The organism is Hymenobacter sediminicola (assembly GCF_014250515.1).
GTDB lineage: Bacteria > Bacteroidota > Bacteroidia > Cytophagales > Hymenobacteraceae > Hymenobacter > Hymenobacter sediminicola.
Genome location: NZ_CP060202.1, coordinates 3,813,149 through 3,838,957 on the forward strand (window position 1 = coordinate 3,813,149; position 25,809 = coordinate 3,838,957).

At 57.9% G+C, this 25,809-nt stretch carries 28 protein-coding genes; 22 read left to right on the forward strand and 6 right to left on the reverse strand.

All coding sequences use genetic code 11. The annotated features are described in order from the left end of the window. Positions 1-84 precede the first annotated feature (84 nt). From H4317_RS16350 to H4317_RS16365, 4 genes are all read left to right on the forward strand, one after another. A complete protein-coding gene (locus H4317_RS16350; RefSeq protein ID WP_185887635.1) occupies positions 85-2,442 on the forward strand; it encodes a M1 family metallopeptidase in 2,358 nt (785 codons plus the stop codon). Between the two features lie 79 nt (positions 2,443-2,521). Further along, positions 2,522-2,911, forward strand: coding sequence for a hypothetical protein (locus tag H4317_RS16355; RefSeq protein WP_185887636.1), 390 nt, complete (start codon positions 2,522-2,524; stop codon positions 2,909-2,911). 11 nt (positions 2,912-2,922) lie between these two features. After that, positions 2,923-3,297, forward strand: coding sequence for a PH domain-containing protein (locus H4317_RS16360; protein WP_185887637.1), 375 nt, complete (start codon positions 2,923-2,925; stop codon positions 3,295-3,297). Between the two features lie 140 nt (positions 3,298-3,437). Next, positions 3,438-4,085, forward strand: a complete 648-nt coding sequence (locus H4317_RS16365; protein ID WP_185887638.1) for a beta/alpha barrel domain-containing protein — start codon at positions 3,438-3,440, stop codon at positions 4,083-4,085. A gap of 14 nt (positions 4,086-4,099) precedes the next feature. Here the strand turns inward: H4317_RS16365 and H4317_RS16370 are convergent, their stop codons facing one another. Together H4317_RS16370 and H4317_RS16375 are read right to left on the reverse strand one after the other, a co-directional pair. Then, on the reverse strand, positions 4,100-5,482 hold the full coding sequence (locus H4317_RS16370) for an NAD(P)/FAD-dependent oxidoreductase (protein WP_185887639.1): 1,383 nt from the start codon (positions 5,480-5,482) through the stop codon (positions 4,100-4,102). A 169-nt stretch (positions 5,483-5,651) separates the two neighbouring features. Beyond that, positions 5,652-6,341 (reverse strand): carboxypeptidase-like regulatory domain-containing protein, encoded by a 690-nt coding sequence (locus tag H4317_RS16375; RefSeq protein WP_185887640.1) that lies wholly within the window; start codon positions 6,339-6,341, stop codon positions 5,652-5,654. A gap of 110 nt (positions 6,342-6,451) precedes the next feature. Between H4317_RS16375 and H4317_RS16380 the strand changes: the two genes are divergently transcribed. From H4317_RS16380 to pruA, 5 genes are all read left to right on the forward strand, one after another. Next, positions 6,452-6,844, forward strand: a complete 393-nt coding sequence (locus H4317_RS16380; RefSeq protein ID WP_185887641.1) for an ArsR/SmtB family transcription factor — start codon at positions 6,452-6,454, stop codon at positions 6,842-6,844. 34 nt (positions 6,845-6,878) lie between these two features. Beyond that, positions 6,879-7,220, forward strand: coding sequence for a (2Fe-2S) ferredoxin domain-containing protein (locus H4317_RS16385; RefSeq protein ID WP_185887642.1), 342 nt, complete (start codon positions 6,879-6,881; stop codon positions 7,218-7,220). A 45-nt stretch (positions 7,221-7,265) separates the two neighbouring features. Beyond that, entirely contained in the window at positions 7,266-7,961 is a 696-nt protein-coding gene (locus H4317_RS16390) for a YjjG family noncanonical pyrimidine nucleotidase (protein ID WP_185887643.1), read from the forward strand. Positions 7,962-8,000: 39 nt separating this feature from the next. Further along, entirely contained in the window at positions 8,001-8,549 is a 549-nt protein-coding gene (locus tag H4317_RS16395; RefSeq protein ID WP_185887644.1) for a nucleoside/nucleotide kinase family protein, read from the forward strand. A gap of 583 nt (positions 8,550-9,132) precedes the next feature. After that, positions 9,133-10,797, forward strand: coding sequence for an L-glutamate gamma-semialdehyde dehydrogenase (gene pruA / locus H4317_RS16400; RefSeq protein ID WP_185887645.1), 1,665 nt, complete (start codon positions 9,133-9,135; stop codon positions 10,795-10,797). A gap of 64 nt (positions 10,798-10,861) precedes the next feature. On the opposite strand, the gene H4317_RS16405 is transcribed toward pruA, so the two are convergent. Continuing rightward, complete coding sequence (locus tag H4317_RS16405) at positions 10,862-11,302, reverse strand: hypothetical protein (protein ID WP_185887646.1); 441 nt, start codon at positions 11,300-11,302, stop codon at positions 10,862-10,864. A 268-nt stretch (positions 11,303-11,570) separates the two neighbouring features. Here H4317_RS16405 and H4317_RS16410 point away from each other — a divergent pair, with 268 nt between their 5' ends. The 10 genes from H4317_RS16410 to H4317_RS16455 all read left to right on the forward strand — a co-directional run bounded on the left by H4317_RS16410 (position 11,571) and on the right by H4317_RS16455 (position 20,264). After that, complete coding sequence (locus H4317_RS16410) at positions 11,571-11,963, forward strand: NADH-quinone oxidoreductase subunit A (RefSeq protein ID WP_044014256.1); 393 nt, start codon at positions 11,571-11,573, stop codon at positions 11,961-11,963. Between the two features lie 82 nt (positions 11,964-12,045). Then, positions 12,046-12,600, forward strand: a complete 555-nt coding sequence (locus H4317_RS16415) for an NADH-quinone oxidoreductase subunit B (RefSeq protein WP_044000931.1) — start codon at positions 12,046-12,048, stop codon at positions 12,598-12,600. A 92-nt stretch (positions 12,601-12,692) separates the two neighbouring features. Beyond that, on the forward strand, positions 12,693-13,256 hold the full coding sequence (locus tag H4317_RS16420) for an NADH-quinone oxidoreductase subunit C (protein WP_185887647.1): 564 nt from the start codon (positions 12,693-12,695) through the stop codon (positions 13,254-13,256). A gap of 117 nt (positions 13,257-13,373) precedes the next feature. Then, on the forward strand, positions 13,374-14,642 hold the full coding sequence (locus H4317_RS16425; RefSeq protein WP_185887648.1) for an NADH-quinone oxidoreductase subunit D: 1,269 nt from the start codon (positions 13,374-13,376) through the stop codon (positions 14,640-14,642). Between the two features lie 22 nt (positions 14,643-14,664). Continuing rightward, positions 14,665-15,234 (forward strand): NADH-quinone oxidoreductase subunit NuoE family protein, encoded by a 570-nt coding sequence (locus H4317_RS16430; RefSeq protein ID WP_185887649.1) that lies wholly within the window; start codon positions 14,665-14,667, stop codon positions 15,232-15,234. 20 nt (positions 15,235-15,254) lie between these two features. Beyond that, on the forward strand, positions 15,255-16,595 hold the full coding sequence (gene nuoF / locus H4317_RS16435) for an NADH-quinone oxidoreductase subunit NuoF (protein ID WP_185887650.1): 1,341 nt from the start codon (positions 15,255-15,257) through the stop codon (positions 16,593-16,595). Positions 16,596-16,714: 119 nt separating this feature from the next. Next, positions 16,715-17,719, forward strand: coding sequence for an NADH-quinone oxidoreductase subunit G (locus tag H4317_RS16440; RefSeq protein WP_185887651.1), 1,005 nt, complete (start codon positions 16,715-16,717; stop codon positions 17,717-17,719). A 138-nt stretch (positions 17,720-17,857) separates the two neighbouring features. Then, positions 17,858-18,937, forward strand: coding sequence for an NADH-quinone oxidoreductase subunit NuoH (gene nuoH / locus H4317_RS16445; RefSeq protein ID WP_185887652.1), 1,080 nt, complete (start codon positions 17,858-17,860; stop codon positions 18,935-18,937). 149 nt (positions 18,938-19,086) lie between these two features. Beyond that, complete coding sequence (locus tag H4317_RS16450) at positions 19,087-19,650, forward strand: NuoI/complex I 23 kDa subunit family protein (RefSeq protein WP_185887653.1); 564 nt, start codon at positions 19,087-19,089, stop codon at positions 19,648-19,650. A gap of 101 nt (positions 19,651-19,751) precedes the next feature. Further along, positions 19,752-20,264 (forward strand): NADH-quinone oxidoreductase subunit J family protein, encoded by a 513-nt coding sequence (locus H4317_RS16455; protein ID WP_185887654.1) that lies wholly within the window; start codon positions 19,752-19,754, stop codon positions 20,262-20,264. Between the two features lie 614 nt (positions 20,265-20,878). Here the strand turns inward: H4317_RS16455 and H4317_RS16460 are convergent. The 3 genes from H4317_RS16460 to H4317_RS16470 all read right to left on the reverse strand — a co-directional run bounded on the left by H4317_RS16460 (position 20,879) and on the right by H4317_RS16470 (position 22,626). Beyond that, the gene (locus tag H4317_RS16460; RefSeq protein ID WP_185887655.1) at positions 20,879-21,244 is read right to left on the reverse strand and encodes a hypothetical protein; all 366 of its coding nucleotides are present in this window, start codon (positions 21,242-21,244) and stop codon (positions 20,879-20,881) included. A gap of 121 nt (positions 21,245-21,365) precedes the next feature. Next, positions 21,366-21,971 (reverse strand): RNA polymerase sigma factor, encoded by a 606-nt coding sequence (locus H4317_RS16465; RefSeq protein ID WP_260625709.1) that lies wholly within the window; start codon positions 21,969-21,971, stop codon positions 21,366-21,368. 193 nt (positions 21,972-22,164) lie between these two features. Next, positions 22,165-22,626, reverse strand: coding sequence for a MaoC family dehydratase (locus tag H4317_RS16470; protein WP_185887656.1), 462 nt, complete (start codon positions 22,624-22,626; stop codon positions 22,165-22,167). A gap of 245 nt (positions 22,627-22,871) precedes the next feature. On the opposite strand from H4317_RS16470, the gene nuoK reads away from it, so the two are divergent. The 3 genes from nuoK to H4317_RS16485 all read left to right on the forward strand — a co-directional run bounded on the left by nuoK (position 22,872) and on the right by H4317_RS16485 (position 25,792). After that, the gene (gene nuoK / locus H4317_RS16475) at positions 22,872-23,204 is read left to right on the forward strand and encodes an NADH-quinone oxidoreductase subunit NuoK (RefSeq protein ID WP_185890075.1); all 333 of its coding nucleotides are present in this window, start codon (positions 22,872-22,874) and stop codon (positions 23,202-23,204) included. A 131-nt stretch (positions 23,205-23,335) separates the two neighbouring features. Beyond that, positions 23,336-25,282: an NADH-quinone oxidoreductase subunit L gene (gene nuoL, locus H4317_RS16480; RefSeq protein WP_185887657.1), complete on the forward strand. Its 1,947-nt coding sequence runs from the start codon at positions 23,336-23,338 to the stop codon at positions 25,280-25,282. 9 nt (positions 25,283-25,291) lie between these two features. After that, a complete protein-coding gene (locus tag H4317_RS16485; protein ID WP_185887658.1) occupies positions 25,292-25,792 on the forward strand; it encodes a hypothetical protein in 501 nt (166 codons plus the stop codon). Positions 25,793-25,809 lie beyond the last annotated feature (17 nt).

The window sequence follows — 25,809 nt, forward strand, 5'->3', positions numbered from 1 at the left end:
CAGCACGTGTCTTTGCCCAATCTGCCGGTGAACTTTCCGTAGATTTACCTCCTTCGCTTTCTGCCTTTTCTGCGCTTGACTATTATGCTTAAACCTTTCCTGCCGGTGGCGGGCCTTGCCTTGCTGCTGGCGTCGCCGGCGCTGGCTCAAACCACCAATTCGGGCACCGACAAGTTCGCGCAGCTCGAAACGCTACTGCCCACGCCCAACTCCTACCGCACCGCCTCCGGCGCCCCTGGCTCCGACTACTGGCAGCAGCGCGCCGACTACAACATCCGGGTGAAGCTGGACGATGAGAAACAGGCCATTACCGGCTCCGAGGACATTACCTACACCAACCTCTCGCCCGACGTGCTGACCTACCTGTGGGTGCAGCTCGACCAAAATATCCTCGACAAAAACTCCATCACGACGGCTACACAGGTGGGCCAGATTCAGGACCGGATGCCGTTCCAGACCCTGGATTATCTGCAGCGCAGCGAGTTTGAAGGCGGTTTCAAGATTGGGGAAGTAAAGCTGAAAGGCGGCAAGGCCCTACCCTACGTCATCAACCACACCATGATGCGTGTGGATTTGCCTACGCCACTACGGCCCAAGCAGGCTGTCACGTTCAGCATTACGTGGAGCTACAATATCAACGACCAGCTCAAAATCAACCAGCGCAGTGGCTACGAGTATTTCCCGGAGGACAAAAACTACCTCTACGAAATTGCGCAGTTCTACCCGCGCATGGCCGTGTACTCTGACAATCAGGGCTGGCAGCACAAGCAGTTCCTCGGCAACGGCGAATTTGCCCTGCCCTTCGGCGACTACCGCGTAAGCATTACCGTTCCCGCCGACCACGTGGTGGGCTCGACCGGCGTGCTGCAAAACCCCAACGACGTGCTGACCAACGCCCAGCGCCAGCGCCTCGAAAAAGCCAAAAACGCCAAAACGCCGGTGCTCATCGTGAGCCAGCAGGAAGCCGAAAAGGCCGAAACCAGCCGCGCCAAAGGCACCAAGACCTGGACCTACGCTGCCAAAGACGTGCGCGACTTTGCTTGGGCCAGTTCGCGCAAGTTCATCTGGGATGCTATGGGCATTCAGCAGAAGGGCAAGCCGGTGATGTGCATGAGCTACTACCCCAAAGAGGGCAACCCCCTGTGGGGCAAGTACTCGACGGAAGTAGTTGCGCATACCATCAAAACCTACTCCAAGTATACCATCGACTACGAGTATCCGGTGGCTATTTCGGTGCACGGCCCGGTAGGCGGCATGGAGTACCCAATGCTGTGCTTCAATGGCGGCCGCCCCGAGAAGGATGGCACGTACTCTGCTGACCGGAAATACGGAATGATTTCGGTGATTATTCACGAAGTAGGCCACAACTTCTTCCCGATGATTATCAATTCCGATGAGCGGCAGTGGAGCTGGATGGATGAAGGCCTGAACACGTTCACGCAGTACCTCACCGAGCAGGAATGGGAGCGTGACTACCCATCGCGCCGTGGCGAGCCGAAGAACATTGTGGACTACATGCGCACCGGCAAAAACCTGCAGACGCCCATCATGACCAACTCGGAGTCGGTGCTGCAGTTTGGGCCGAACGCCTACGCCAAGCCGGCTACCGGCCTCAACATTCTGCGCGAGACGATTCTGGGCCGTGAGCTGTTCGACTACGCTTTCAAGGAATATGCGCGCCGCTGGGCCTACAAGCACCCCACACCAGCCGACTTCTTCCGCACGATGGAAGACGCCTCCGGCACCGACCTCGACTGGTTCTGGCGCGGCTGGTTCTACACCACCGATGCCTCCGACCTGGCCATTACGGGCGTGAAGTGGTACTCGGTGGACTCTAAAAACCCCGAAATTGAAAACGCCCGCAAGCGGGAGTTAATTAATCAGGCACCGCAGACTCTGTCGCAGCAGCGCAACCTGCAGGACATCAAGCGCACCCTCGTAGATGAGAAGCCCGAGTTGAAAGACTTCTATAACAACTACGACCCGCTGGCCACCACCGACGCCGACAAGCAGCGTTATCAGCAGCTGGTAAAAGGCCTCTCGCCGGAGCAGCAGAAGCGCCTGAACAGTGGCCTGAACTTCTACGAAGTGGGACTGAAGAACGTAGGTGGCCTGACCATGCCCGTTATCGTGCAGATGACGTACGAAGATGGCAAGCAGGAAAAGATGACGATTCCGGCCGAAATCTGGCGCAAAAACAACGCGGAGGTAACCAAGGTATTCATCACCGAAAAGCCCGTAGTAAGCTTCGTGCTGGACCCCTTGCAGGAAACCGCCGACATCGACCAGAGCAACAACGCTTGGCCCCAGAAAGCGGCGCCGTCGCGCTTCGAGCTGTTTGAGTACCAGCACCGCCCTCAGCCCAACCCGATGCAGCAGCAAACCTCGATGCAGAAGATGGAGCAGAAGCCAGCTGGCAGCAGCACTGGCGGCACCAACTAAAGTTGTTGTTTCCGAACCTAATGACAGAGAAGAGCCGGGCGTTATCGTCTGGCTCTTTTCTGTTTTATATTACTCCGTAATGGCTTGGCTAAGCAACGAGGATGAGGCGTCGGATGTGGAGTTGCTCAATAGATTTGCGCCTTTTGCACTGCTTTTTGGCCTTTTTATTGGAGCGCTATTTCTTTGGTCAAATAGATGCGCACAAATTGAAAACGCCAGGAAACTTAAAACACGCAGCATTGCAGCTGTTATTTATCAGAAGTATATAGACAAGCAGGATCATGGATATCGAAGGATATACTTGCGCTATGTGGAAGAAGATATCTACTTCCCCGGCAGCTGGCTTTATTACGACTCCCTGCAAGTGGGTGACTCGCTGTATAAGCCGTCTGGCTCCACTTATTTCTATCTTGTGGGGCACCAAAACGGCGTAAGGACCCTGCGCCGCCTTCTCAACGATTCACTTTAACCTCCACCACTATGGGACTTCTCGACGGCCTGCTGGGCAACGCTTCCGAAACTGATGCGCAAGACATTCAGCTGGAACTGAGCCAGCTGCTCTCTCCCGGCGAAACCGTGCGCAACGCCTATGCCGTCATCCGCGACCTGATGGTGTTCACGACCAAGCGCCTCATCATGGTAGATAAGCAAGGAGTGACGGGCAAAAAGCGTGAGTACCTGAGCATCCCGTACCGTAGCATCGAGCGGTTTTCGATGGAAACCACCGGCCACTTTGACCTCGACGCGGAACTGAAAATCTGGGTGCGCGGCCAAACCGAACCCATCAGCAAAACCTTCCGCGGCGACAAAAACGTGTATGACGTCTACCGCGCCCTCGGCGAATTTGCCGTCTGAGCGGGCGGGGTGGTGAGCAAACTGTCATCCTGAGCTTGCGAAGGACCTTATTACGCGTAAACGATTTACGTACCAACGCGCCGTTCTGCCGTAACAAGGTCCTTCGCAAGCTCAGGATGACAGTTTTCTAACGCTCTCTTATGCCCCGCTTTTCTTCCGCCCACGCCCTCAAGCAGGCCCGGCAGCATCCGCTGATTCCGGTATTTTATCATGCCCAGGAAGACTACGCCCGCCGGGTGCTGGCGGCCTGCCACGCGGCCGGGGTTCGGCTGTTTGAGTTTACCAACCGCGGCTCGGAGGCGCACAGCATTTTTGCGCGGCTGCAGCGTTTCGTAGAGTCCGATTTTCCGGATTTGCTGCTAGGCGCAGGCACCATCTTCACGGCCGAAGAAGCTGGCCGCTTCATCGAGGCCGGCGCCGACTTTATCATCCAACCCGTCACTAGTCCCGACGTGGCCGCCATCTGCCGCAGCCTCGATTTGGCTTGGTTGCCTGGCGCCCAGACCCTGAACGAGGTGTATGAGGCCCACCGCCTGGGCGCGACATTAGTTAAACTGTTTCCCTCAGCCTACCTCACGCCCACCTATCTTAGCATCCTGCGTGGCCCACTGCCACAGGTACCGCTGATGGTTACGGGCGGCATCCAGCCCACTATAGAGAGCCTAGCGGAGTGGAAAGCGGCCGGTGCTACCTGCGTCGGCCTCGATGCGCGCCTGCTCGATACCGACGAACCTGCCCGCCTCACAGCCCAGGTCCGGGAGTTGCTGGGGGTGCTGACAAAGGAATAGCCCCATACCCTATACTACCCTCCTACTACCGGGGCGCTGGGTGTGGGCACTGAGGGCGTGTACTGCGGCGTCTGGGCGTTATGCTCGGCGCGGGCCTTGCCTTTGTCGTCCTTGAAATCGGAGCGTTTGTAAGGGCGGATGATGAGACGCAGGGCCTTATCGGTGCTGAAGTAGCTGATGGCCCAGCTGATGAGCGTCACGGCTTTGTTGCGGAAGCCCACTAGCGTCATCAGGTGCACAAACAGCCAGGTCAGCCACCCGAAAAAGCCGCCGAACGTATGGTTGCCAGGCAGGTCCACGACGGCCCGGTTGCGCCCTACAATAGCCATGGAGCCTTTGTTGGTGTACTTGAAATCCAGGGGGGCGTCACCGCGGAGCAGGCGCTTGAAGTTGCGGGCCAACTGCTCGGCCTGCTGAATGGCCACAGGCGCCAGCATCGGGTAGCCGCGCGGCATATCGTCGCTCACCATATTGGCCACGTCCCCGATGGCGTACACGTTTTTCCGGCCCTCTACCCGATTCCAATGATTCACGCTGATGCGCCGGTTGCGGGTCACGACTTCCGGTGCCAGCCCTTCCAGCGCCGAGCCGTTGACGCCGGCCGCCCAAATCAGGCAGCGCGTCGGGATAAACTCGGTGTCTGAAATATAGGCTTTGCCCTCCTCGTAGCGCTGCACTTTTCGGCTGAGCCGCAGCTGCACGCCCAGGTCTTCGAGGTAGGCCCGGGACTTCACCTGCGCTTCCTTCGACATCGGCCCCAGCACTTCGCCGTCGGCCTCCACAATGAATATCTGCATTTGCTGCAAGTCCAGCTCGGGGTAGTCTTTGGGCAGCACGTCGTTGCGCATCTCGGCCAGGGAACCTGCAATTTCTACGCCGGTAGGCCCGCCGCCAACAATCACCACGTTCAGCAGGGCCTGCCGCTCGGCGGGGTCTTCGGTGAGAATGGCGGTTTCGAAGTTCTGGAACAGGTAGCTGCGCAGGTTCAGCGCATTGGGCACGCTCTTAATCTGCATGGCGTTTTTCTCGATGCTCTCAATGCCGAAAAAGTTGGTGAGTGAGCCGGTAGCCAGCACTAGGTGGTCGTAGCGGATGCTGCCGATGTTGGTTTCGAGAGTGTTGTGGGCTGTATCCACGCGCTGCACGTCGGCCATGCGGTAGAACAGGTTTTCCTGGCCGGCGAAAATCTTGCGAATTGGGTAGGCAATGCTGTCGGCTTCCAGCGCGCCGGTAGCCACTTGGTAAAGCAGCGGCTGAAAGTTGTGGTAGTTGTTCCGGTCGATGATGACTACCTGCACGGGTGCGTCGGCTAGGTCCTTGGCCAGACGCAGCCCACCAAAACCGCACCCGACAATAACAATGCGCGGCTGCGAGGTAACTGGAATATTGGTATCCATTTCGGGTCAGGGAAGATAAAACACTTCCTGTACCACGAAACGAGGCCGGAGGTTGTGCCGCAGCGTATCTGCTCTGTATACGGCTGCGTATCAACAGGAAGCCCCTTACTGTATGTCAGCAAGGGGCTTCTATATTTTCTTCCGTCAACTAGCGGCAGCACACTGCGGGCTAGTAGTCTACGCCCTCTTTTTTCTTGAACTCGCCGTCTTTCACCTGCTTAATCAGCTGCAGCCAGCTGAAGGGGTTGAGCAGCGGGTTGTTGGTGTACGGCGAAGGGCCCATGCCCATACGGCGCTGCTGGTCGAGTTGCTGAGCCTGCAGGGTCTGGCGGTAATTGCCCATACTCGTAACGGGCGCATTGTTGAAGATGCGCCGCAGAATATCCTGGTTGAGGTTGTCGGCGGCACTGGAGCCTTTTTCTTTGGGTAGGCGCAGAGCCAGGAAGGCTTCTTTGAAGGCTTTTTCGGTGGCATATGGGAACACCCGCACCTCGGGCAGCACCGTCACGTCTTCGCGCAGCTGCACAATTACGGAGTAGCTCTGGCGCGGGTAGTCGGCCGGAATTACCACGTACTGGTTGCGGTAGCCAAGGCTTCGGATTACGATACTGTCGCCGGCTACTACCGGAATAGAGAAGTAACCGTAGGCGTTGGTGGCGGTGCCGCGGCCGGCTTTGGGCACAAACACGGTGGCACCGGGCACGCCCAGCAGCGAGTCGCCGGTGGCCACGATGCCCGTGAACTGCACCACACGCTGCTGGCCCTGCGCCCGCGCCGCCGTGGGCGCCAGCCAGCAGGAGGCCAGCAACATCAGCGCGAAAGCCGCCAGCAAAGAGGGAAATCGAACTACTACAGACATACAGGGAATTACAGACTACAAGTATACGGCACTTTTGGGGGTCGCTGCCGGGTTTGAAGTAAATTCGCGCCGGGCCGCTATGGTCCGCTCCGCCCCTACTTCGTCTAAAGATGCGCCTCAAACACTTCAGCGTTGCATTTGGCCAGCAACTCTTCAAAGCTTTCGGCGATGAAAGCCGGGTGCGCATCCTGCATCTGCTCTGGCGCAACCAGGAAATGTGCATTTCCGACCTGGAACAGGTGCTCGACTTCACCCAGACCAAAACGTCCCGGCAATTAGCGTACCTCAAAAATGCAAGCCTGGTGAACTACCGACGCCTCGACAACTGGGTGTTCTACTTCATCAAGGAGGAAGCGCAGGACTTCGTGCAGCAACTGCTGAGCTATATGGAGCGCGACGCCCAGCTGCAGCACGACCAGAAGATTTACCAGACGCTCTGGTCGAACCGCGAGCTGGCCGCGTATAAGCTGCAAAACCGCCGCTGGACCGGCATTGCCGAATAACTAATATTCATGCGTAGCGGTTCTTTTCTGCCTATTGCTTTCTGCTTCCGTGAAATCAGCCGCTTCCGTTATCCGCCTGTTTGTTTGTACTGCTCAAAAAGATGAAGTGGGCCGGGATGTGGCCCGGGCTCTGAAAATCGAGCTAAAGAAACAGGGCCTGAAAAAGCTGCTTACGGGCGGCGAGCGGCATAAAGTGCGCGTGCAAACCTGCAACTGCCTCGACCTTTGTAAGCACTGCAAGAAAGGCCCCGGCGCAGCCCTCGTCATTCATCCCGAAGGAACAGTATATGGCGACGTACGGCCCAAAGATGCTGCTGATATCGTGCACGAACACTTAGGCGAAGGCCGGGTTGTTAAAAGACTGCTACTTGAGTAAGAGCTTCTGCTCCACCTGTCATCATTTACCTCATCACTATAATCAGTGAAGTACCAGCACATTTTCTTCGACCTCGACCACACGCTCTGGGACTTCGAAACCAACGCCGACGAAACCCTACGTCACCTGTTTGAACTGCATGACCTGGGTCGCTACGGCACCTTCACGGTAGAAGAATTTATCCGGGTCTATTCCGATATCAACCACGCGCTGTGGCGCTTATACCAGGGCGGCAAAATCACGCAGACCCAGCTGCGCTCCGTGCGCTTTGTGCGGACATTAGCCAAGTTGGGTGTGCCCGAAGAGGAAGTACCGGCTGATATTTCCAGGCAGTTCACCGACATTCTGCCCCAGAAAACGGCCGTATTCCCCTACACCTACGAGGTGCTGGATTACCTCCGGGCCAAAGGCTATAAGCTGCACCTGATTACCAACGGCTTCCGCGACATCCAATACATCAAGCTCAACTCTTCCAACCTGACGGATTACTTTCAGGAAATCGTAACGTCAGAGTGTTGCGGACACCTCAAGCCCGATAGCCGCATCTACCAGCACGCGTTGGAGCGCACCGGCGCCACTGCCCCGGAAAGCATTATGATTGGCGACAATCTGGAGTGCGACGTGCTAGGCGCCTACAATGCCGGCCTCGACCAAGTGTACTTCAATCCCGAAAAGCGCCGCCACTTCGCCCAGACCACCTACGAAATAAGCTGCTTGAGCGAGTTGAAGCACATTTTATAGGCACTACACAGCAAAACAGTCTTTCTACCTTTGCAGTCGATGATACGACTGATTGGCTTTTCGGGAAAACGGGGTAGCGGCAAAGACACGGTGGCGCGCTTGCTACAACAGCTGCAGCCGGCTCGGCAGTGGAATATCCGTTCTGTAGGGGAGCCAATTAAGGCAGTTTGTGCGGCGCTGGCCGGGGAAGAACAGGCGCCCTATTTTTCGCAGCAGGGCAAAACGGAGCTGCTTCCGGCCTTCGGGCGCACCCGTGGCGAAATGCTGCAGCAGATTGGCTTGGCCCTCCGCCAATGGGAGCCGGATATTTGGGTGCAGGCATTCTTTTTCCAACTCCCCCCGGAACAGTTCACGCTGATTCCCGACGTGCGTTTCCCCAACGAGGCCGACCTTATCCGCAGCCAGGGCGGCCTAATGGTGCGCGTAGAAGGCGACCCGCTCCGCCAGCGCGGCGACGGCACGCGCGACGACCAGCACCTCAGCGAAACCGCCCTCGACGACTACCCCCATTTCGACTTCACTGTCCACAACACCGGCTCTGTGGCTGACCTAGAGTTGCAGGCGCGGGCGCTACTAAGACGGCTGTAAGCGTTGGAATTCTGAACCCTGCCCTTTCCTCATAGTAGTTCAGTTCTTATGGGATATACTTACGCATTCTGTATGAGCAATATAATCACCGATCCTTCTGCTCGAATCTATCCATAACATGATAACCTCGACTGGCCAAATCAGGAGGGTACTATTCCTTACGAAACATTGTAAAGGATTAGCGGCCAGCTTGGTTTTCCTGCTTATTGTAGCTAAGCCTAATATCCTTTTGGCAGCACTTCTTCCCTGAAAAAAGTCCTTGTTTGCATATAAAAGCCAGGCGAATCCCCAATCCCATAGCTCAAAGTCTGATCCTTCCGCAACGAGTAGTACTGGTATACAGAAGCAACACATTATGCAATGATCTAAGAAGGCTGAGCCGAGGCGTTTATAACGGTTCATAAAATTTTTACTCCAAGTCTATTGCCAAAATGCTGGCAAGTAAACGGATATATGATTATTGGCAGCGGATATTCAACGCCTATTCTGTCTACATTTTGATTGGACGCAACGCGTAATGAGAAGCTGTAAGATCAGGTATCCTACCTTTGCTTCTCCCCACAACCTAAACCAGCCCCCTACTATGGCCAACGGCTTTTTCAACGTCCCGACCCCGATAAACGAGCCCGTAAAGGGCTACGCCCCCAACTCGCCTGAGCGGGTGGAGCTGCTCAAGACCCTGCGGGAGCTAAAGCAGCAGAAGCGCGACATTCCGATGCACATCGGCGGCCAGGAAATCCGCACCGGCAACAAGAAAGATATTACCCCGCCCCACGACCACCAGCACGTGCTGGGCCAGTTCCACGAAGGCGACGCCTCGCACGTAGCGCAGGCCATTGACGCGGCGTTGGCCGCCCGCCCGCTGTGGGCCGAAATGCCCTGGGAGCACCGCGCCGCCATCTTCCTGAAGGCCGCCGACCTGCTTGCCGGCCCCTACCGGGCGCGCATCAACGCGGCCACCATGCTGGGCCAGAGCAAGAACGCCTTCCAGGCCGAAATCGACGCGGCCTGCGAGCTGATCGACTTTTTCCGGTTCAATGTGCATTTCATGCAGCAGATCTACCAGCAGCAGCCCGAGAGCCTGCCTGGTATGTGGAACCGCCTAGAGCACCGCCCGCTGGAAGGCTTCGTGTTTGCCCTCACGCCCTTCAACTTCACCTCCATTGCCGCCAACCTGCCCGCCTCGGTAGCCATGATGGGCAACGTAGTGGTGTGGAAGCCTTCCAACACGCAGATCTACTCGGCCCAGGTGCTGATGGAGCTGTTCAAAGAAGCCGGCGTGCCAGACGGCGTCATCAACTTGGTGTACGTGGACGGCCCCACCGCCGGCGACGTTATATTCAAGCACCGCGACTTTGCCGGCATCCACTTCACCGGCTCCACCGGCGTGTTCCAGAACATCTGGAAGACTATCGGCCAGAACATTGCCTCTTACAAGAGCTACCCGCGCATCGTGGGTGAAACCGGTGGCAAGGACTTCATCTTGGCCCACCCCTCGGCGCACGCCAAGGCCGTGGCCGTGGGCATGAGCCGGGGCGCGTTTGAGTACCAAGGCCAGAAATGCTCGGCGGCTTCGCGGGTGTACCTGCCCTCCAACCTGGCCGACGAAATCCTGGGCTACGTGAAGGAAGATCTGGCCTCGTTCAAGATGGGCGACGTGGAGGACTTCTCGAACTTCATCAACGCCGTTATCGACGAGAAATCCTTCGATAAGCTGGCCAAGTACATCGATGGCGCCAAGGCTGATCCGAACGCCGAAATCGTGGCCGGCGGCGGCTACGACAAGTCGAAAGGCTACTTCATCGAGCCCACCGTCATCGTGACCAAGGACCCGAAGTACGTGACCATGTGCGAGGAGCTGTTCGGCCCCGTGCTCACCGTGCACATCTACGACGCCGACAAGTTCGACGAGGTGCTGGAACTGGTGGATACGACTTCGCCCTATGCCCTCACCGGCGCCATCTTCTCGCAGGACCGCTACGCCATCGACCATGCCTCGAAGAAGCTGGTGCACGCGGCCGGCAACTTCTACATCAACGACAAGCCGACCGGCGCGGTAGTTGGCCAGCAGCCCTTCGGCGGCGCCCGCGCCTCCGGCACCAACGATAAGGCCGGCTCTATGCTGAACCTGCTCCGTTGGGTGTCGCCGCGCGCCATCAAGGAAACCTTCGTGCCCGTCACGGATTACCGCTACCCATTCCTAGGCTCGGCTCCAGCTGAGGATCTGAATCGGGACAAGGGCCTGTAGGCCGCTGCTCGTTTTCTGAGAAATAAAAGGCCGCTCCGGAATTCCGGGGCGGCCTTTTTGTTATTCACCGGCTTTGCCATTCGGCCTGCAGAGTCGGTAGGTACTCAGTACCATCAGCCAGCCATTCCAACGCAGCATCGGGGTGCGGAAAGTAGTGCGACTCAAAGCGAATGTCGGGCTGGACCAAATCGTGCAGTGCGTCTACCACCAGTTGGTTGTGCACGCGCTCCACATCGATGGTTAGAATCAGGTGCTGCAGCGGTAACTGCACGATACCGGGCATCCAGTGCTTACCCAGCCATATCTCGTCTTCAATAGTAATGTCGGGCACGGTATTTATGTCCAATAGCAGCACTCGCACACCAAGCTGCCGGGCTAGCAGCAGCAGTTGCGCCGAGCTGGCTTGCATCGTCCCAGTATTGTCGTTGGAAACCCACTCCAGACGCAGCAAGTCAAGGGGTTTGTGGTATTGCAGACAGAAATCAGGAATACTAGTAATCAGCACAAAAACACGCAACTGACAATTACAACGAAGTGGCTGCTTACAGCCACTAACAGCTTTACCGTATAACTCGCAATCCGGCAGAGCGGATTGCAGCCGCGCCCAATTCTGCTACAACCAGTCCATTACGACTAGTTCGGTGCGCGGAAGCAGCCGACAGGCCAAATATACCCCTTTCCCCTACCCTCCTATTTCACCTTTGTTCCCAACCGGCTAGGCCCTACCTTTGCCTCCCATGCCGTTTCTACGCGGCGTTTATTTGTCGCAGCCTATGCTTCTCGCCGTTCCGACCCAATATCAGCCCCAGGATTTCCTGCCCATCGTGGTGCAGTTTGTGCTGGCCGTGGCCTTTGTGGCCTTCGCCATGATTACGTCCCACCTACTGGGCCCACGTCGCAAGAGCGTGGTGAAGGACGAAGCCTTCGAGTGCGGCATCGAGTCGGTGGGTAACGCCCGCACCCCGATTTCGGTGAAATACTTCCTCACGGCCATTCTGTTCGTGCTTTTCGACGTGGAAGTTATCTTCATGTACCCTTGGGCCGTGAACTTCCGCCAGCTGGGCACCACCGGCTTCTACCAGATGCTGGTGTTCTTGGCGTTGCTGATGGCCGGCTTCGCCTACGTGATTAAAAAAGGTGTTCTGCGCTGGAACGAAGCCCGTTAAGACGGCGCAACGGCAACCTTTGGCCCCGGCCGGATGTTGCCTTTCTGAAGCGTAGCTGCTTCTGTTAACCTGACTTGCTCCCATGGATACTCGAGTTCCTGAAATCAAAACGGTAGACGCGCCCGACGGCCTAGAAGGCGCCGGTTTCTTCGCTACCTCGCTGGAGAAAGTGGTGGGCATTGCCCGCGCCAACTCGCTCTGGCCCTTGCCCTTCGCCACCTCCTGCTGCGGCATCGAGTTCATGGCCACCATGGGCTCCCGCTACGATATTTCCCGCTTCGGCTCGGAGCGCCCCAGCTTCTCGCCCCGGCAGGCCGATCTGCTGATGGTGATGGGCACCATTGCCAAGAAGATGGCGCCCATCGTGAAGCAGGTGTACGAGCAGATGGCCGAGCCCCGCTGGGTGCTGGCCATGGGTGCCTGCGCCTCCTCGGGCGGCATTTTCGACACCTACTCCGTGCTCCAGGGCATCGACCGGATCATTCCGGTAGACGTGTACGTGCCCGGCTGCCCACCCCGCCCCGAGCAGGTGCTCGACGGCCTGATGCGCATCCAGGACCTGGCCAAAAACGAATCCTTCCGCCGCCGCAACTCGCCCGAGTATCAGGCCCTGCTGGCGTCTTACAATATCAAGTAAGCTACAAGCTGTCAGCTACAAGCTCCAAGCCTTTATTAGACGCTTGTAGCTTGCAGCTGACAGCTTGTAGCCAACAGCTAATAGCTCAAAAAATGGCTGACCAGAACGAATCCACCCCGGCTCAGGAACAGGCTGCCGCCCAGGACCCGGCCGCGCAGAAAAACGCGCAGCTGCTGGCGCTGCTGCACCGCCTGTTCGGGGCCGACGCCTTCACCGACGTGGAGGAGCCCTACGGCCTGCTGACGGCTACCACCACCCGGGAGCAGATTCACGGCATCATCGAAGGCCTGCAGAAGGATGAGGAGTTGCAGCTCAACTTCCTGACTACCATGTGCGGCATGCACTGGCCCGAGAAGAAGGATCAGGAGCTGGGTATTGTGTACCACCTGCATAGCCTGACGCAAAACATCCGGCTGCGCCTGAAGATCTTCTTCCCGATTGCCGACCCGGTTGCCCCAACGCTGACCGACCTCTACTCCGCCGCCAACTGGATGGAGCGCGAGGCCTTCGACTTCTACGGCATCATCTTCCCCGGCCACCCCAACCTCATGCGCATCCTCAACGTGGAGGACATGGACTACCACCCGATGCGCAAGGAGTACGCCCTGGAAGACGGCACCCGCGAAGACAAAACCGACCTGTTCTTCGGACGATAACAAGTTGTCATGCTGACGAAGGAAGCACCTTATCACGGGTGCCTTCGCCAGAGTTAGAAACCCCAGCGGCGCGGACGTGATAAGGTCCTTCGCTGCGCTCAGGATGACAGTAGTAACATGGCAGTAAACGACACGCTGGAAGGCACCCATAAAATCATCGAGTCGGCCCGGGAGCAGCAGCCCAACCTGAATCCGCTGGCCCCGACCGTCAACGACTTCAACCAGGAGCTCACCACGCTGAACCTGGGCCCCACGCACCCCGCTACCCACGGCATCTTCCAGAATATTCTGCAGATGGACGGGGAGCGGATCATTTCCGGCGTGCCCACCATCGGCTACATCCACCGGGCCTTCGAGAAGATTGCCGAACGCCGGCCCTTCTACCAGATTACCACCCTCACCGACCGGATGAACTACTGTTCGTCGCCCATCAACAACTTTGGGTGGCACATGACGGTGGAGAAGCTGCTCGGCGTGGAGGTGCCTAAGCGCGCCCAGTACATCCGGGTAATTCTGATGGAGCTGGCCCGCATCACCGACCACCTGATCTGCAACGGCATTCTGGGCGTGGACACGGGCGCTTTCACCGGCTTCCTCTACCTGATGGATGAGCGGGAAAAGGTGTACGAGATTTACGAGGAACTGTGCGGCGCCCGCCTGACCACTAACATGGGCCGCGTAGGTGGCATGGAGCGCGACCTTTCCGACGTAGCTATTGCCAAGCTGCGGGCCTGGCTGAAAACCTTCCCGGCCGTGATGGCGGAGTTCGAGAAGATGTTTAATCGTAACCGCATCTTCATGGACCGGGTGGTAGACGTGGGCGGCATCTCGGCCGAGCGCGCCCTCAACTACGGCTTCACCGGCCCCAACCTGCGCGCCGCCGGCGTCGATTACGACGTTCGGGTGATGAACCCTTACTCCAGCTACCAAGACTTCGAGTTCGAAATTCCGGTAGGCACCAAGGGCGACACCTACGACCGGTTCATGGTGCGCAACGAGGAAATCTGGCAGAGCCTGCGCATCATCACGCAGGCCCTGGAAAACCTGCCTGAAGGCCCCTACCACGCCGACGCCCCCCACTTCTACCTGCCGCCCAAGCAGGCCGTATACCAGAACATGGAGGCCCTCATCTATCACTTCAAGATTGTGATGGGCGAGATTGATGCCCCCGTGGGCGAGGTCTACCACTCGGTAGAAGGCGGCAACGGCGAGTTGGGTTTCTACCTGGTTTCCGATGGGGGCCGCACGCCCTACCGCCTGCACTTCCGCCGGCCCTGCTTCATCTACTACCAGGCCTATACCGAAATGGTGGTGGGCCAGACCCTCTCCGACGCCATCGTGACGCTGTCATCGATGAACGTAATTGCCGGGGAGCTCGACGCGTAGTTTTTTGCTGAATACAACTGATATGGAATCGACTGCTACCAAGCCGCAATTCTCCGAAGCCGCGAAGGCTGAAATTGCGCGCATCTGCAAGCAATACCCGGAGGAGCGCCGCAAATCGGCCATGCTGCCGGTACTGCACATTGCCCAGGCCGAATTTGGCGGCTGGGTAAGCCCCGAAGTGCAGGATCTGGTGGCCGAAGTGCTGGGCGTGGCCCCGATTGAGGTATACGAGGTGTCGTCGTTCTACACCATGTTCAACCTCAAGCCGGTAGGTAAGCACGTGCTGGAAATCTGCCGCACCGGCCCCTGCATGCTGCGCGGCTCCGACGAGCTGACGCAACACTTGGAGCGCATCACCGGCGCTAAAGTAGGCGGTCCGGCTTCCGAAGATGGCCTGTTCACGCTGAAGGAAGTAGAGTGCTTGGCTGCCTGCGGCTTTGCGCCTGTGGTACAGGTGCGTGAGAAGTACTACGAGCAACTGGACACCCAGGAATCGGTGGATGCCATGCTCTCGGAGTTGCGCAACCAGGTGCACCGCCCGGCGCTGCCCTGGGAAGAAACCGGCCTCCCGAACGCAGTGGCCAACAACTAACGTCTTTCAGCTCTGAACCTATGGGACGCAAACTGCTGACCGAACATATTAACGTTGAAGGCATCGAAACCTTTGAGGTATACCGCAAACACGGCGGTTACCGCTCGGTGGAAAAGGCCATCAAAACGATGACGCCCGACGAGGTGGTGGAAGAAGTGAAGAAGTCGGGCCTACGGGGCCGCGGCGGCGCGGGCTTCCCCACGGGCATGAAGTGGAGCTTCCTAGCCAAGCCGGAGGGCGTGCCGCGCTACCTCGTCTGCAACGCCGACGAATCGGAGCCGGGCACCTTCAAGGACCGCCAGCTGATGTCGAAGCTGCCCCATCTGCTCATCGAGGGCATGATTACGAGCTCGTACGCGCTGGGCGCCAACACCTCGTACATCTACATCCGCGGCGAGTTGTTGTACGTGCTGCGCATCCTGGAAAAGGCCATTGCCGAGGCCTACGCGGCCGGTTTCCTGGGCAAGAACATCCTGGGCTCGGGCTACGACCTGGACCTGTTTGTGCATCCCGGTGGTGGCGCTTACATCTGCGGCGAGGAAACCGCCCTGCTGGAATCGTTGGAAGGCAAACGCGGCAACCCGCGCAACAAGCCCCCATTCCCGGCTGTACAGGGCCTCTACGCCCGCCCCACGGTGGTTAACAACGTAGAATCCATTGCCGCCGTGCCGGTGATTGTGAATGACGGCGGTGATGAATACGCTAAAATCGGTGTCGGCCGGAGTACGGGTACCAAGCTATTCTCGGCTTGTGGCCACCTCAACAAGCCCGGCATCTACGAAATTGAACTGGGTCTGCCCGTCGAGGAATTTATCTACTCCGATGAGTATTGCGGCGGCATCTGGAAAGGCCGGGAGCTGAAGGCGGTAGTAGCTGGCGGTTCGTCCGTTCCAATTCTGCCCAAAGAGCTGATCCTAAAAACCGCCGCCGGCGAAAACCGTCTGATGACCTACGAGTCGCTCAGCGACGGGGGCTTCGTGACGGGGACTATGTTGGGCTCCGGTGGCTTCATTGCCATGGACGAGACGACCTGCATCGTGCGCAACACCTGGAATTTCAGCCGCTTCTACCACCACGAGTCGTGCGGGCAATGCTCGCCCTGCCGCGAGGGAACGGGCTGGATGGAGAAGGTGCTGCACCGCTTGGAGCACGGCCACGGCCACATGGAGGACATCGACCTGCTGGTGAGCGTGGCGAAGCAAATCGAGGGCAACACCATCTGCCCCCTCGGTGAAGCCGCCGCCTGGCCCGTAGCCGCCGCCGTGCGCCACTTCCGCCACGAGTTTGAGTGGCATGTGACCCACGCCAAGGAAGCCGCCCAACCCGGCGCGGTGTACCGGCCAAGCGGTGTACTGGTGTAATAACAGAACGTCATGCAGAGGCGCAGCCGAAGCATCTCGCTCGTGTAGTAATCAATAGTACCACAACGTCAGCACGCGAGATGCTTCGCTCCGCTCTGCATGACAGACGATTTTCGATAATGGCTAAAATAACTTTCGACGGCATCGAGGTGGAAGTTCCGGACGGAACCACCATCCTGAATGCGGCCCGCCAGATTGGCGGCAGCATCGTGCCCCCGGCCATGTGCTACTACACCCCACTGAAAGGCTCGGGCGGTAAGTGCCGCGCCTGCCTCGTTCGCGTGGCGGCCGGCTCAGCCAAAGACCCGCGCCCCATGCCCAAGCTGGTGGCCTCGTGCGTAACGCCGGTGCAGGATGGTATGGTGGTGGAAAACACCACCAACCCGCAGGTGCTGGACGTCCGCAAGGGTATTGTGGAGATGCTGCTCATCAACCACCCCCTGGATTGCCCCGTGTGCGACCAGGCTGGGGAGTGTGATTTGCAGAATTTCGCCTTCGAGCACGGCGTGAGCACCACCCGCTACCAGGAAGAGCGCCGCACCTTCGAGAAAATCGACATCGGCCCGCTGATTCAGCTGCACATGACCCGCTGCATCCTGTGCTACCGCTGCGTGTACACCGCCGACCAGATTGCCAAGGGCGACCGGATTCACGGCGTACTGGGCCGCGGTGATGCTGCTGAAATCGGCACTTACATTGAGAATATCATCGACAACGACTTCTCCGGCAACGTCATCGACGTGTGCCCGGTAGGCGCCCTCACCGACAAGACGTTCCGCTTTAAGTCGCGCGTGTGGTTCACCAAGCCCGTGAATGCCCACCGCGACTGCCCCAAGTGCTCCGGCAACGTGGTGCTCTGGTACAAAGGCAACGACGTGCTACGCACCACGGCCCGCAAGGACCAGTACGGCGAGGTGAAGGAGTGGATCTGCAACGAGTGCCGCTTCGAGAAGAAGGAAACCGCCGACTGGACCATCGAAGGCCCGGCCCACATCGACCGTTCTTCGGTCATTTCGGCCAACCACTACGAACTGCCGGTCCTCAACCAATCCGTAGTAGCCGACCTGCCCGAAAGCACCCAGCGCGACCTGCAGCAGAACCCACCGCTGAAATTAGGCAACTAACCCCAGCACGTCATGCTGAGCTTGCCGAAGCATCTCTACCGCCAAAGTAATCAGTTACTATTGCGGTAGAGATGCTTCGGCAAGCGAACGACAGATGAAGCATGACAGACGTCCTCAAGGCTAACAGCTCAAAATAATATGATTGAACTACCCGCACTAGGCTGGCAATCCATTGTCATCTTCATCGTATTCGCGCTTTCGCTGCTGATTGCAACGTATTGCACCTACGCGGAACGCGTAATTGCCGCATTTCTGCAGGACCGTGTGGGACCCGACCGCGCCGGACCCTACGGCTTGGCGCAGCCGCTGGCCGATGCCGTGAAGATGTTCACGAAGGAAGAATTCTTCCCCGGCGGTGCCAACAAGGCGCTGTTCGTGTTCGGCCCCTGCCTGGCCATGATTACGGCACTGATGTCATCGGCGGTAATTCCGTTCGGCAACATCATGAACTTCGGCAACAACCTGTTTTTCCTGCAAGGCATTGAGGTGAACATCGGCATGCTGTGGGTGTTCGGCGTCGTGTCGCTGGGCGTGTACGGCGTGATGATTGGCGGCTGGGCTTCCAACAACAAGTTCTCGCTGCTGGGTGCCATCCGCGCGGCTTCGCAGAACATCAGCTATGAGCTGGCCATGGGCATGGCTCTGATTGCTGTGCTCATGATTTCGGGTACCCTGAGTCTGCGCGACATCACGCTGCAGCAGTCGGTAGCCGGCGAGTGGCACGTCTGGAACATCGTGAAACAGCCGCTGGGCTTCATCATCTTCTTGGTATGCGCCTTCGCCGAAACCAACCGCACGCCCTTCGACCTTCCCGAGTGCGAAACCGAGCTGGTGGGCGGCTACCACACCGAGTATTCGTCGATGAAGCTGGGTCTGTACCTATTTTCGGAGTACGTGAACATCTTCGTGGTGTCGGCCGTGATGAGCGTGCTGTACTTCGGCGGCTTCAACTTCCCCTTCCAGTACGAGCTGCGCGACTGGTTCGTGAGCAACCAGGGCTGGGAGCTGGCTTCGGCCCAGAACCTGATTACGCTACTGGGCACCGTGGGCCTGTTCCTGAAGATTTTCGCCTTCATCTTCTTCTTCATGTGGATCCGCTGGACCCTGCCGCGCTTCCGCTACGACCAGCTGATGCGCCTGGGCTGGACCATCCTCATCCCGCTGGCCATTTTCAACATCGTCCTCACCGGTGGTCTCATCTTGGCCGGCGTGATTTAAGTATCTTTAAACTGCCCGCGTCTGTCATGCAGAGCGCAGCGAAGCATCTCGCGTGCTGACGTTGTGCTACCAGCTAACGGCGCATGCGAGATGCTTCGCTGCGCTCTGCATGACGGCCCATCATTCCGACAGTTTTCGTAACTGATTATATGCAACTCACCAACCGAGCCAAGAAGCTAGAAAAGAAGCCGATGACGCTGGCTGAGCGGGCGTACCTGCCGGCCATCTTCCAGGGCCTGAGCATCACGATGCGCCACTTCTTCATGAAGAAGGCCACCGTGCGCTACCCCGAGGAAGTGCGGCCCTTCTCCAACACGTTCCGCGGCCTGCACGTGCTCAAGCGCGATGAGCAGGGCCGGGAGCGGTGCACGGCCTGCGGCCTGTGCGCCGTAGCCTGCCCGGCCGAAGCCATTACGATGGTGGCCGGCGAGCGGAAAAAGGGCGAGGAAGGCCTCTACCGCGAGGAGAAGTACGCCATTAGCTATGAAATCAACATGCTGCGGTGCATCTTCTGCGGCCTCTGCGAGGAAGCCTGCCCCAAAGCCGCCATCTACCTCCAGCCCGACAAGATGGCCCCACCGCGCTACGAGCGGGACGAGTTCATCTACGGCAAGGACCGCCTAGTGGAGCCCGTGTCGCCGGACGAGCGTTCCGTGCGCGGCATCCAGCTCACGGCCGACCAGGCAACCACGCTGCGCACCCGCTTGGCCTAGTTGTTAGTTGCTGGTTGTCAGTTTTCAGGGCTTTTGCGCTGCATAACTGACTACCGCCTTTCAAATTAACAACTGACAACCAACTACTGACAACTCACTCCATGTCTCCCATCTTCCTCTTTCTGACTTTCGTGGCGCTGCTGAGCGCGCTGGGTGTGGTATTTGCCAAAAACCCGGTGCACAGCGTACTGTTCCTGATTCTGACGTTCTTCTCGCTGTCAGGGCACTACCTGCTGCTGAACGCGCAGTTTCTGGCGGCCGTGAACATCATCGTGTACGCTGGTGCCATCATGGTGCTGTTCCTGTTCGTGATTATGTTCCTGAACCTGAACGTAGACACCGAGCCGCACAAGCCAGCCCTGGCCAAGATTGCCGCGGCCGTAGCGGGCGGCTCCCTCCTGCTCATCCTCGTGGCCGCCCTGAAAGACGTAACGCCCATCGGCGTACCCGCTGGCACGGCGTTCAACTCGCAGATAGGCATGGTGGACCAGTTAGGCATGAAGCTCTACACCGACTACCTACTGCCCTTCGAGCTGGCCTCCGTGTTGTTCCTGGTTGCCATGGTCGGCGCTGTAATGCTTGGCAAGCGCGAAGTAGGCGAGCGGAATTTCTAGTAGTATCTGCTGGCTTCAGCGGAAACGAAGCGCGGCGGCTGATACATCAGTCGCCGCGCTTTTTTTAGGAATCCAGTAAGGAAATAAGATGCACACTATAACTAATGATTTGGGCCGAATCAGTTTTCACGATTCATCCATCGAGAAAACAAGTCGTAGTGTTAATGAATTGGCATTGCATTTCGACTGGGCGAAGATTCAGAACTACGGGAAGGATTGTGACCTTATAGATATAGTAGTTGGCGAGTGTTATCTGGTTCTTTTCGGAGTAACGTCCGAAGTATTTTTAAAGCACCAAGACACGCTTGGTTCGAGCCAAGTCGTAGGCCCGCCACAAGTACACGTATCCATAGATATTGAAACAGCATTCAGCCTGATAGGCCACAATGAGTTCCGCACTACTACATCTGGCCAAGTCTTGTCGTTGAGTGGAATGTATGAAGGGGTAGATGGTATTTATTGGTTGGAGCAGCAGATTTGCTTTCAGACAGGTTGCTTTCATTGGAACAACCACGTCACACTGTCAGACTGGCGGCAAGGCGCTATTCCGCAATAAAACAGCGGCACCCGATTCCTCAGGTGCCGATGCTGTTTTGCTACGTACCCAAAACTACCTATTCCACTTCCGGACTACGGCGGCGCATCCAGGCGGGGCCGGTGCAGGCGCCTTCCATTTTCTGGCGGAACTTCTCCTTTTCCTCGGGCGTGAGGCATTCCAGACGGGTTTCCATCTTCTGCTTCCACTGGCGGCGCTTGCGGGCCCAGTCGGCGCGGTGGCCGCGGCCGCCCCAGCCCCCGAACAGGATGCGCGAAAGCACCAGCAGCCCCAGCGCCTGCCAGATGCTGATGAGGGGCAGATTGAAAAGGTCAGGCAGCAGCCAGTTCCAGAGGCGCATGGTTACGTAGCCGGCCACGGCCAGGAACAGTGTAATCAGGAGCAGTATTTTTAGGCCGTGTAACAGGCGAAAGGAGCGGTTCATGGTAATTGGGTGTTAAAAGAACGTGATGCAGAGCGCAACGGAGCCTCTCGCGTGCATACTATTGATTACTACTCAGGCGAGATGCTTCGCTCCGCTCTGCATGACGTTCTGCTTGGTTCATCTAATCCGTAAACAGCTCGGTGTAGAGCGTGCGGAGGCGTTTGCGCAGGTGCTGCACGGCGTAGTGCTTGCGCGAAATCAGGGTTTTGAGCGGGACGCCGGTTTCTTTCTCCATTTCGCGGAAGGTTTTGTCTTCCAGCTCGTGCCAGATAAACACCTGGCGCTGGGCGGCGGGCAGCTCGGCCAGCGCGTCGCTGAGGGCTTCCATGAGGGTTTCGCGCAGCAGTCGGTTCTCGGGCGCGTCGTCTACGGCCGGCAGAATATCGGCCAGCAGCAACGAATTTTCGTCGCCGTCGGCGGCAAAGGCAGCCATTTCGTTTTCCAGTGAAACGGGCTTTTTGCGGCGGTAGAGGTCGGTGATTTTGTTGCGGGCCACACGGAACAGCCAGGCGGCGGCCTGCTCCACGGGCTTCATCAGCCGGTAGCTTTCCACGAGCTCGGCAAACACGTCCTGCAGCACGTCTTCGGCCTCGTCCTCGTTGGGAATGCGGCGGCGGATAAACGCCAGCAGACGCTTCCGCTGGGTGCGCACGGCTTCCTGTATCTGCAGGTCCTGGTGGCCGGCCGTCATGCGTGCAGCGTCGAGTGGTAGAGCTATGGATTCCATTCTGCTGACACAGACGTGGAGCGCCGGAAGATACTTTATCAGTACGCGGAAATTTTATCGGGGCAGCAAAACGCCGGTCATCCTGAGCGCAGCGAAGGACCTTACCACGCTGGAACGAGTCGTTGAAACGATTGTCGTGCAGACGTAATAAGGTCCTTCGCTGCGCTCAGGATGACAGGTGTGTTGTTGTTGCTTACAAAAAGTGGTACAGGAACGTAATGACGCCGGTGTAGGCAGGCTTTTTATTGCCTTCGATTTCCATCGTCACGCCGATGTTGGCTTTGGCGATGCCGCGCAAATCTTTCACGGCCAGCAGCTTGGCGTGCAGGCGCACAGGCGTGTTCACCAGCACGGCCTGGTTGAAGCGGAACTCACTGATTTCGTAGTTCACCTGCATCTTCAGGTTTTCCACCTGCACCAGCTGGTTCCAGAAGTAGGGCAGCAACGACAGCGTGAGGTAGCCGTGGGCAATGGTGCCCCCGAACGGTGACTCGGCGGCGGCGCGCTCGGGGTCGGTGTGGATCCACTGGAAATCCAGGGTGGCGGCGGCGAACTGGTTGATTTGCTCCTGCGTGATGACGTGCCAGGGCGTGATACCGAGGTCCTGGCCCTCGTGCTGTTGCAGCTCGGCTAAGCTGCCAATGGTGATGCTCATGAGGCAATAAGTTGCGGTGGCGGAAGTGCTAAAGTACGGTTTGCCTACGGGAGCGGCTATACCTGCGCCGAAAAAGGTCCGGCTGCGGCCCCGAAGACTTTCCTGAGAGCGAATCTTCGCCCCGAAAACGCCCAATCAGGCCAATTTAAAGGGTGGCGTTTTCCGATTTTCAGGATACCTTTGCCAGCTAATTGCCCCGCCGTGCCCCGGCCGATGGGGATTCGTTCCGCCGCCAACGCTACCGCATGGACCAGAACATACCGCAGGTTATCCAAACGGTTCCTCTTCAGTACTACGTTTTCTTCGCCGCCGCGCTGTTCAGCATCGGTGTGCTGGGCGTACTTACCCGGCGTAACGCCATCATCATTTTTATGTGCGTGGAGCTGATGCTCAACGCCGTGAATGTGCTGCTGACTGCCTTCTCGGCCTACCGCGCCGACCCCAACGGACAGGTTTTCGTGTTCTTCATCATGGCCGTGGCCGCCGCCGAAGTGGCGGTCGGGCTGGCCATTATTGTGATGATTTACCGCAACCTGCAGAATACCGACGTCACTCTGCTCAACCGCCTGAAGTTCTGATTTGCCATGTCATCCTGAGCGGAGCGAAGGATCTTATCACGTCTGGATTATTTCTGAACGATTACCGTTCTAACGTGATAATATCCTTCGCTCCGCTCAGGATGACAGACGTACTTCTGCATCCCTGACTTATGCAAGAAACTGTAATCCCCGCTGCCGGCGCGCCGTACTCCACGTTTCTGTACGTGCTTATTCCGCTGCTGCCGTTTTTGGGCTTTCTGATCAACGGGCTGCTCAACCGCAAGCTTTCGGGCACGGTGGCCGGTGCCATCAGCAGCTTGGCGGTGCTGGGCTCGTTCGCCATTTCGGTGTTCCTGTTCCTGAACTTCCAGTACCAGTACACCGTCACGCTGTTCGACTGGATTTCGGTCGGCTCGATGCAGATTCCGTTCAGCTACCAGATCGACCAACTCAGCCTGATTATGCTGCTGCTCGTAACGGGCGTGGGCTTCCTGATTCACGTGTACAGCATCGGCTACATGCACCACGACGAGAACGTGGGCAAGTTTTTCAGCTTCCTGAATCTGTTCGTATTCAGCATGCTGGTGCTGGTGCTGGGCGCCAACTTCGTGATTCTGTTCATCGGCTGGGAAGGCGTGGGGCTGTGCTCCTACCTGCTCATCGGCTTCTGGAACAAAAACACCAGCTACAACAACGCCGCTAAGAAAGCCTTCATTATCAACCGCGTCGGTGACCTGGGCTTCCTGCTCGGCATCTTCCTGATTTACCTGACCTTTGACTCGGTGCAGTACGCCGAGGTGTTCCAGAAAGCATCAACGATGCAGATTGGCGCGGGTGTGGTCACGGCCATTACGCTGCTGCTGTTCGTGGGTGCTACCGGTAAATCGGCGCAGCTGCCGCTCTACACCTGGCTGCCCGACGCCATGGCCGGCCCTACCCCCGTGTCGGCCCTGATTCACGCCGCTACCATGGTAACGGCCGGTATCTACATGATTCTGCGCGCCAACGTGCTGTTCACGCTGGCCCCCGATACCCTCGAAGTTATTGCCATCATCGGCGCGGCTACGGCCCTGTTTGCCGCCACCATCGGCCTGGCACAGAACGACATCAAGAAGGTGCTGGCCTACTCCACCGTTTCGCAGCTGGGCTACATGTTCCTGGCTCTGGGCGTGATGGGGTACAGCACCAGCCTGTTCCACGTCCTGACCCACGCCTTCTTCAAGGCGCTGATGTTCCTGGGCGCCGGCTCTGTGATTCACGCCATGAGCAACGAGCAGGACATGCGCCGCATGGGCGGCCTGCGCAAAGCCCTGCCGATTACGTTCATCACCTTCTTCGTGGGCTGCCTGGCCATTGCCGGCATCCCGCCCTTCTCGGGCTTCTTCTCCAAGGATGAAATCCTGCTGCACGCCTTCGAGCACAGCAAGGTGCTGTACGCGGTGGGCCTGTTCACGGCCTTCCTGACGGCCTTCTACATGTTCCGTCTGCTGTTCCTCACCTTCTTCGGCGAGTTCCGGGGCACCGAGGAGCAGAAGCACCACCTGCACGAGTCGCCGGCTTCCATGACGCTGCCGCTCATCGTGCTGGCTATTCTGGCCGCCGTGGGTGGCTTCATGAACGCGCCCTTCTTCCTGGGTGAGGAAAACGCCTACCTAGCCAACTACCTCGCGCCCCTGTTCACCTACTCCAAGCAGCTGAACCCGGCCGCCTTCGGCGTACACCCTGACCACGCCACCGAACTCATGCTCATTGGCCTCTCGGTGGGTGCGGGCGTGCTGGGCATCATTCTGGCCTACGTGCAGTACGTGAGCCGCGGGGTGCGCCCGGTGGAAGACGGCGAGTCGCGCGGCTTCCTCGAAAACCTGATTTACCACAAGTACTACATCGACGAGCTGTACAACGCACTGATCGTGCGCCCCATCATGTGGCTCTCGCGCGGTCTGTTCCGCTACGTGGAGAACGGCATCATCGACCCCATCGTGAACGGCTTCGGCCGCCTGACTATGGGCGGGGGCCAGCTCCTGCGCTACGTGCAAACCGGCTCCGTGGAAACCTACCTCATCCTGATGGTGGTGGGTATCGTGCTGGTAATGGCGCTGAACTTCGGGAAGTTTTAAAATAGAGCTATGAAATACAGTTTCCTCACTCTTGTATTCACCTTCTTAGTGAACATCGCCTTTGCTCAGAAGCAAAAGATAGAAGTGAAGGGGGATGCCATTTTGGTCGATGGAGCAAAGTATGCTTTGATTGAACAGGAAGGTTGCGGCATTATGGATGTAGACTGCTTCTACTACATAAAGTCGTTGGAGGGCAAACGGCTATTCGTTGTGAAACAACAACTTTTCAACGATCCGTCAGAAGTAAAAGCCTCCGACCCGCAAGGAAAAGTCCTGTACCTGCAGTTTGTCTTCACTGGCTCTGGTGCAAAAGCTGAAACTACGTTTCCTACCACCTTGCACTTACGTGCTATTGATGTAGCCCGCAAAGTGGTAAAAGCTCAGCTTATGAATAATGGTACCCTTGACGAACAGGCCACGGCTGATTTTGTGACTAACAATGGCACTCCTTTTTCGGAGCGCCGTCAGGCTTTAGGCGGTCCTAAGGTCATCGTAATTGAAAAAAATTAGGGCTGCTTCGGCCAGCC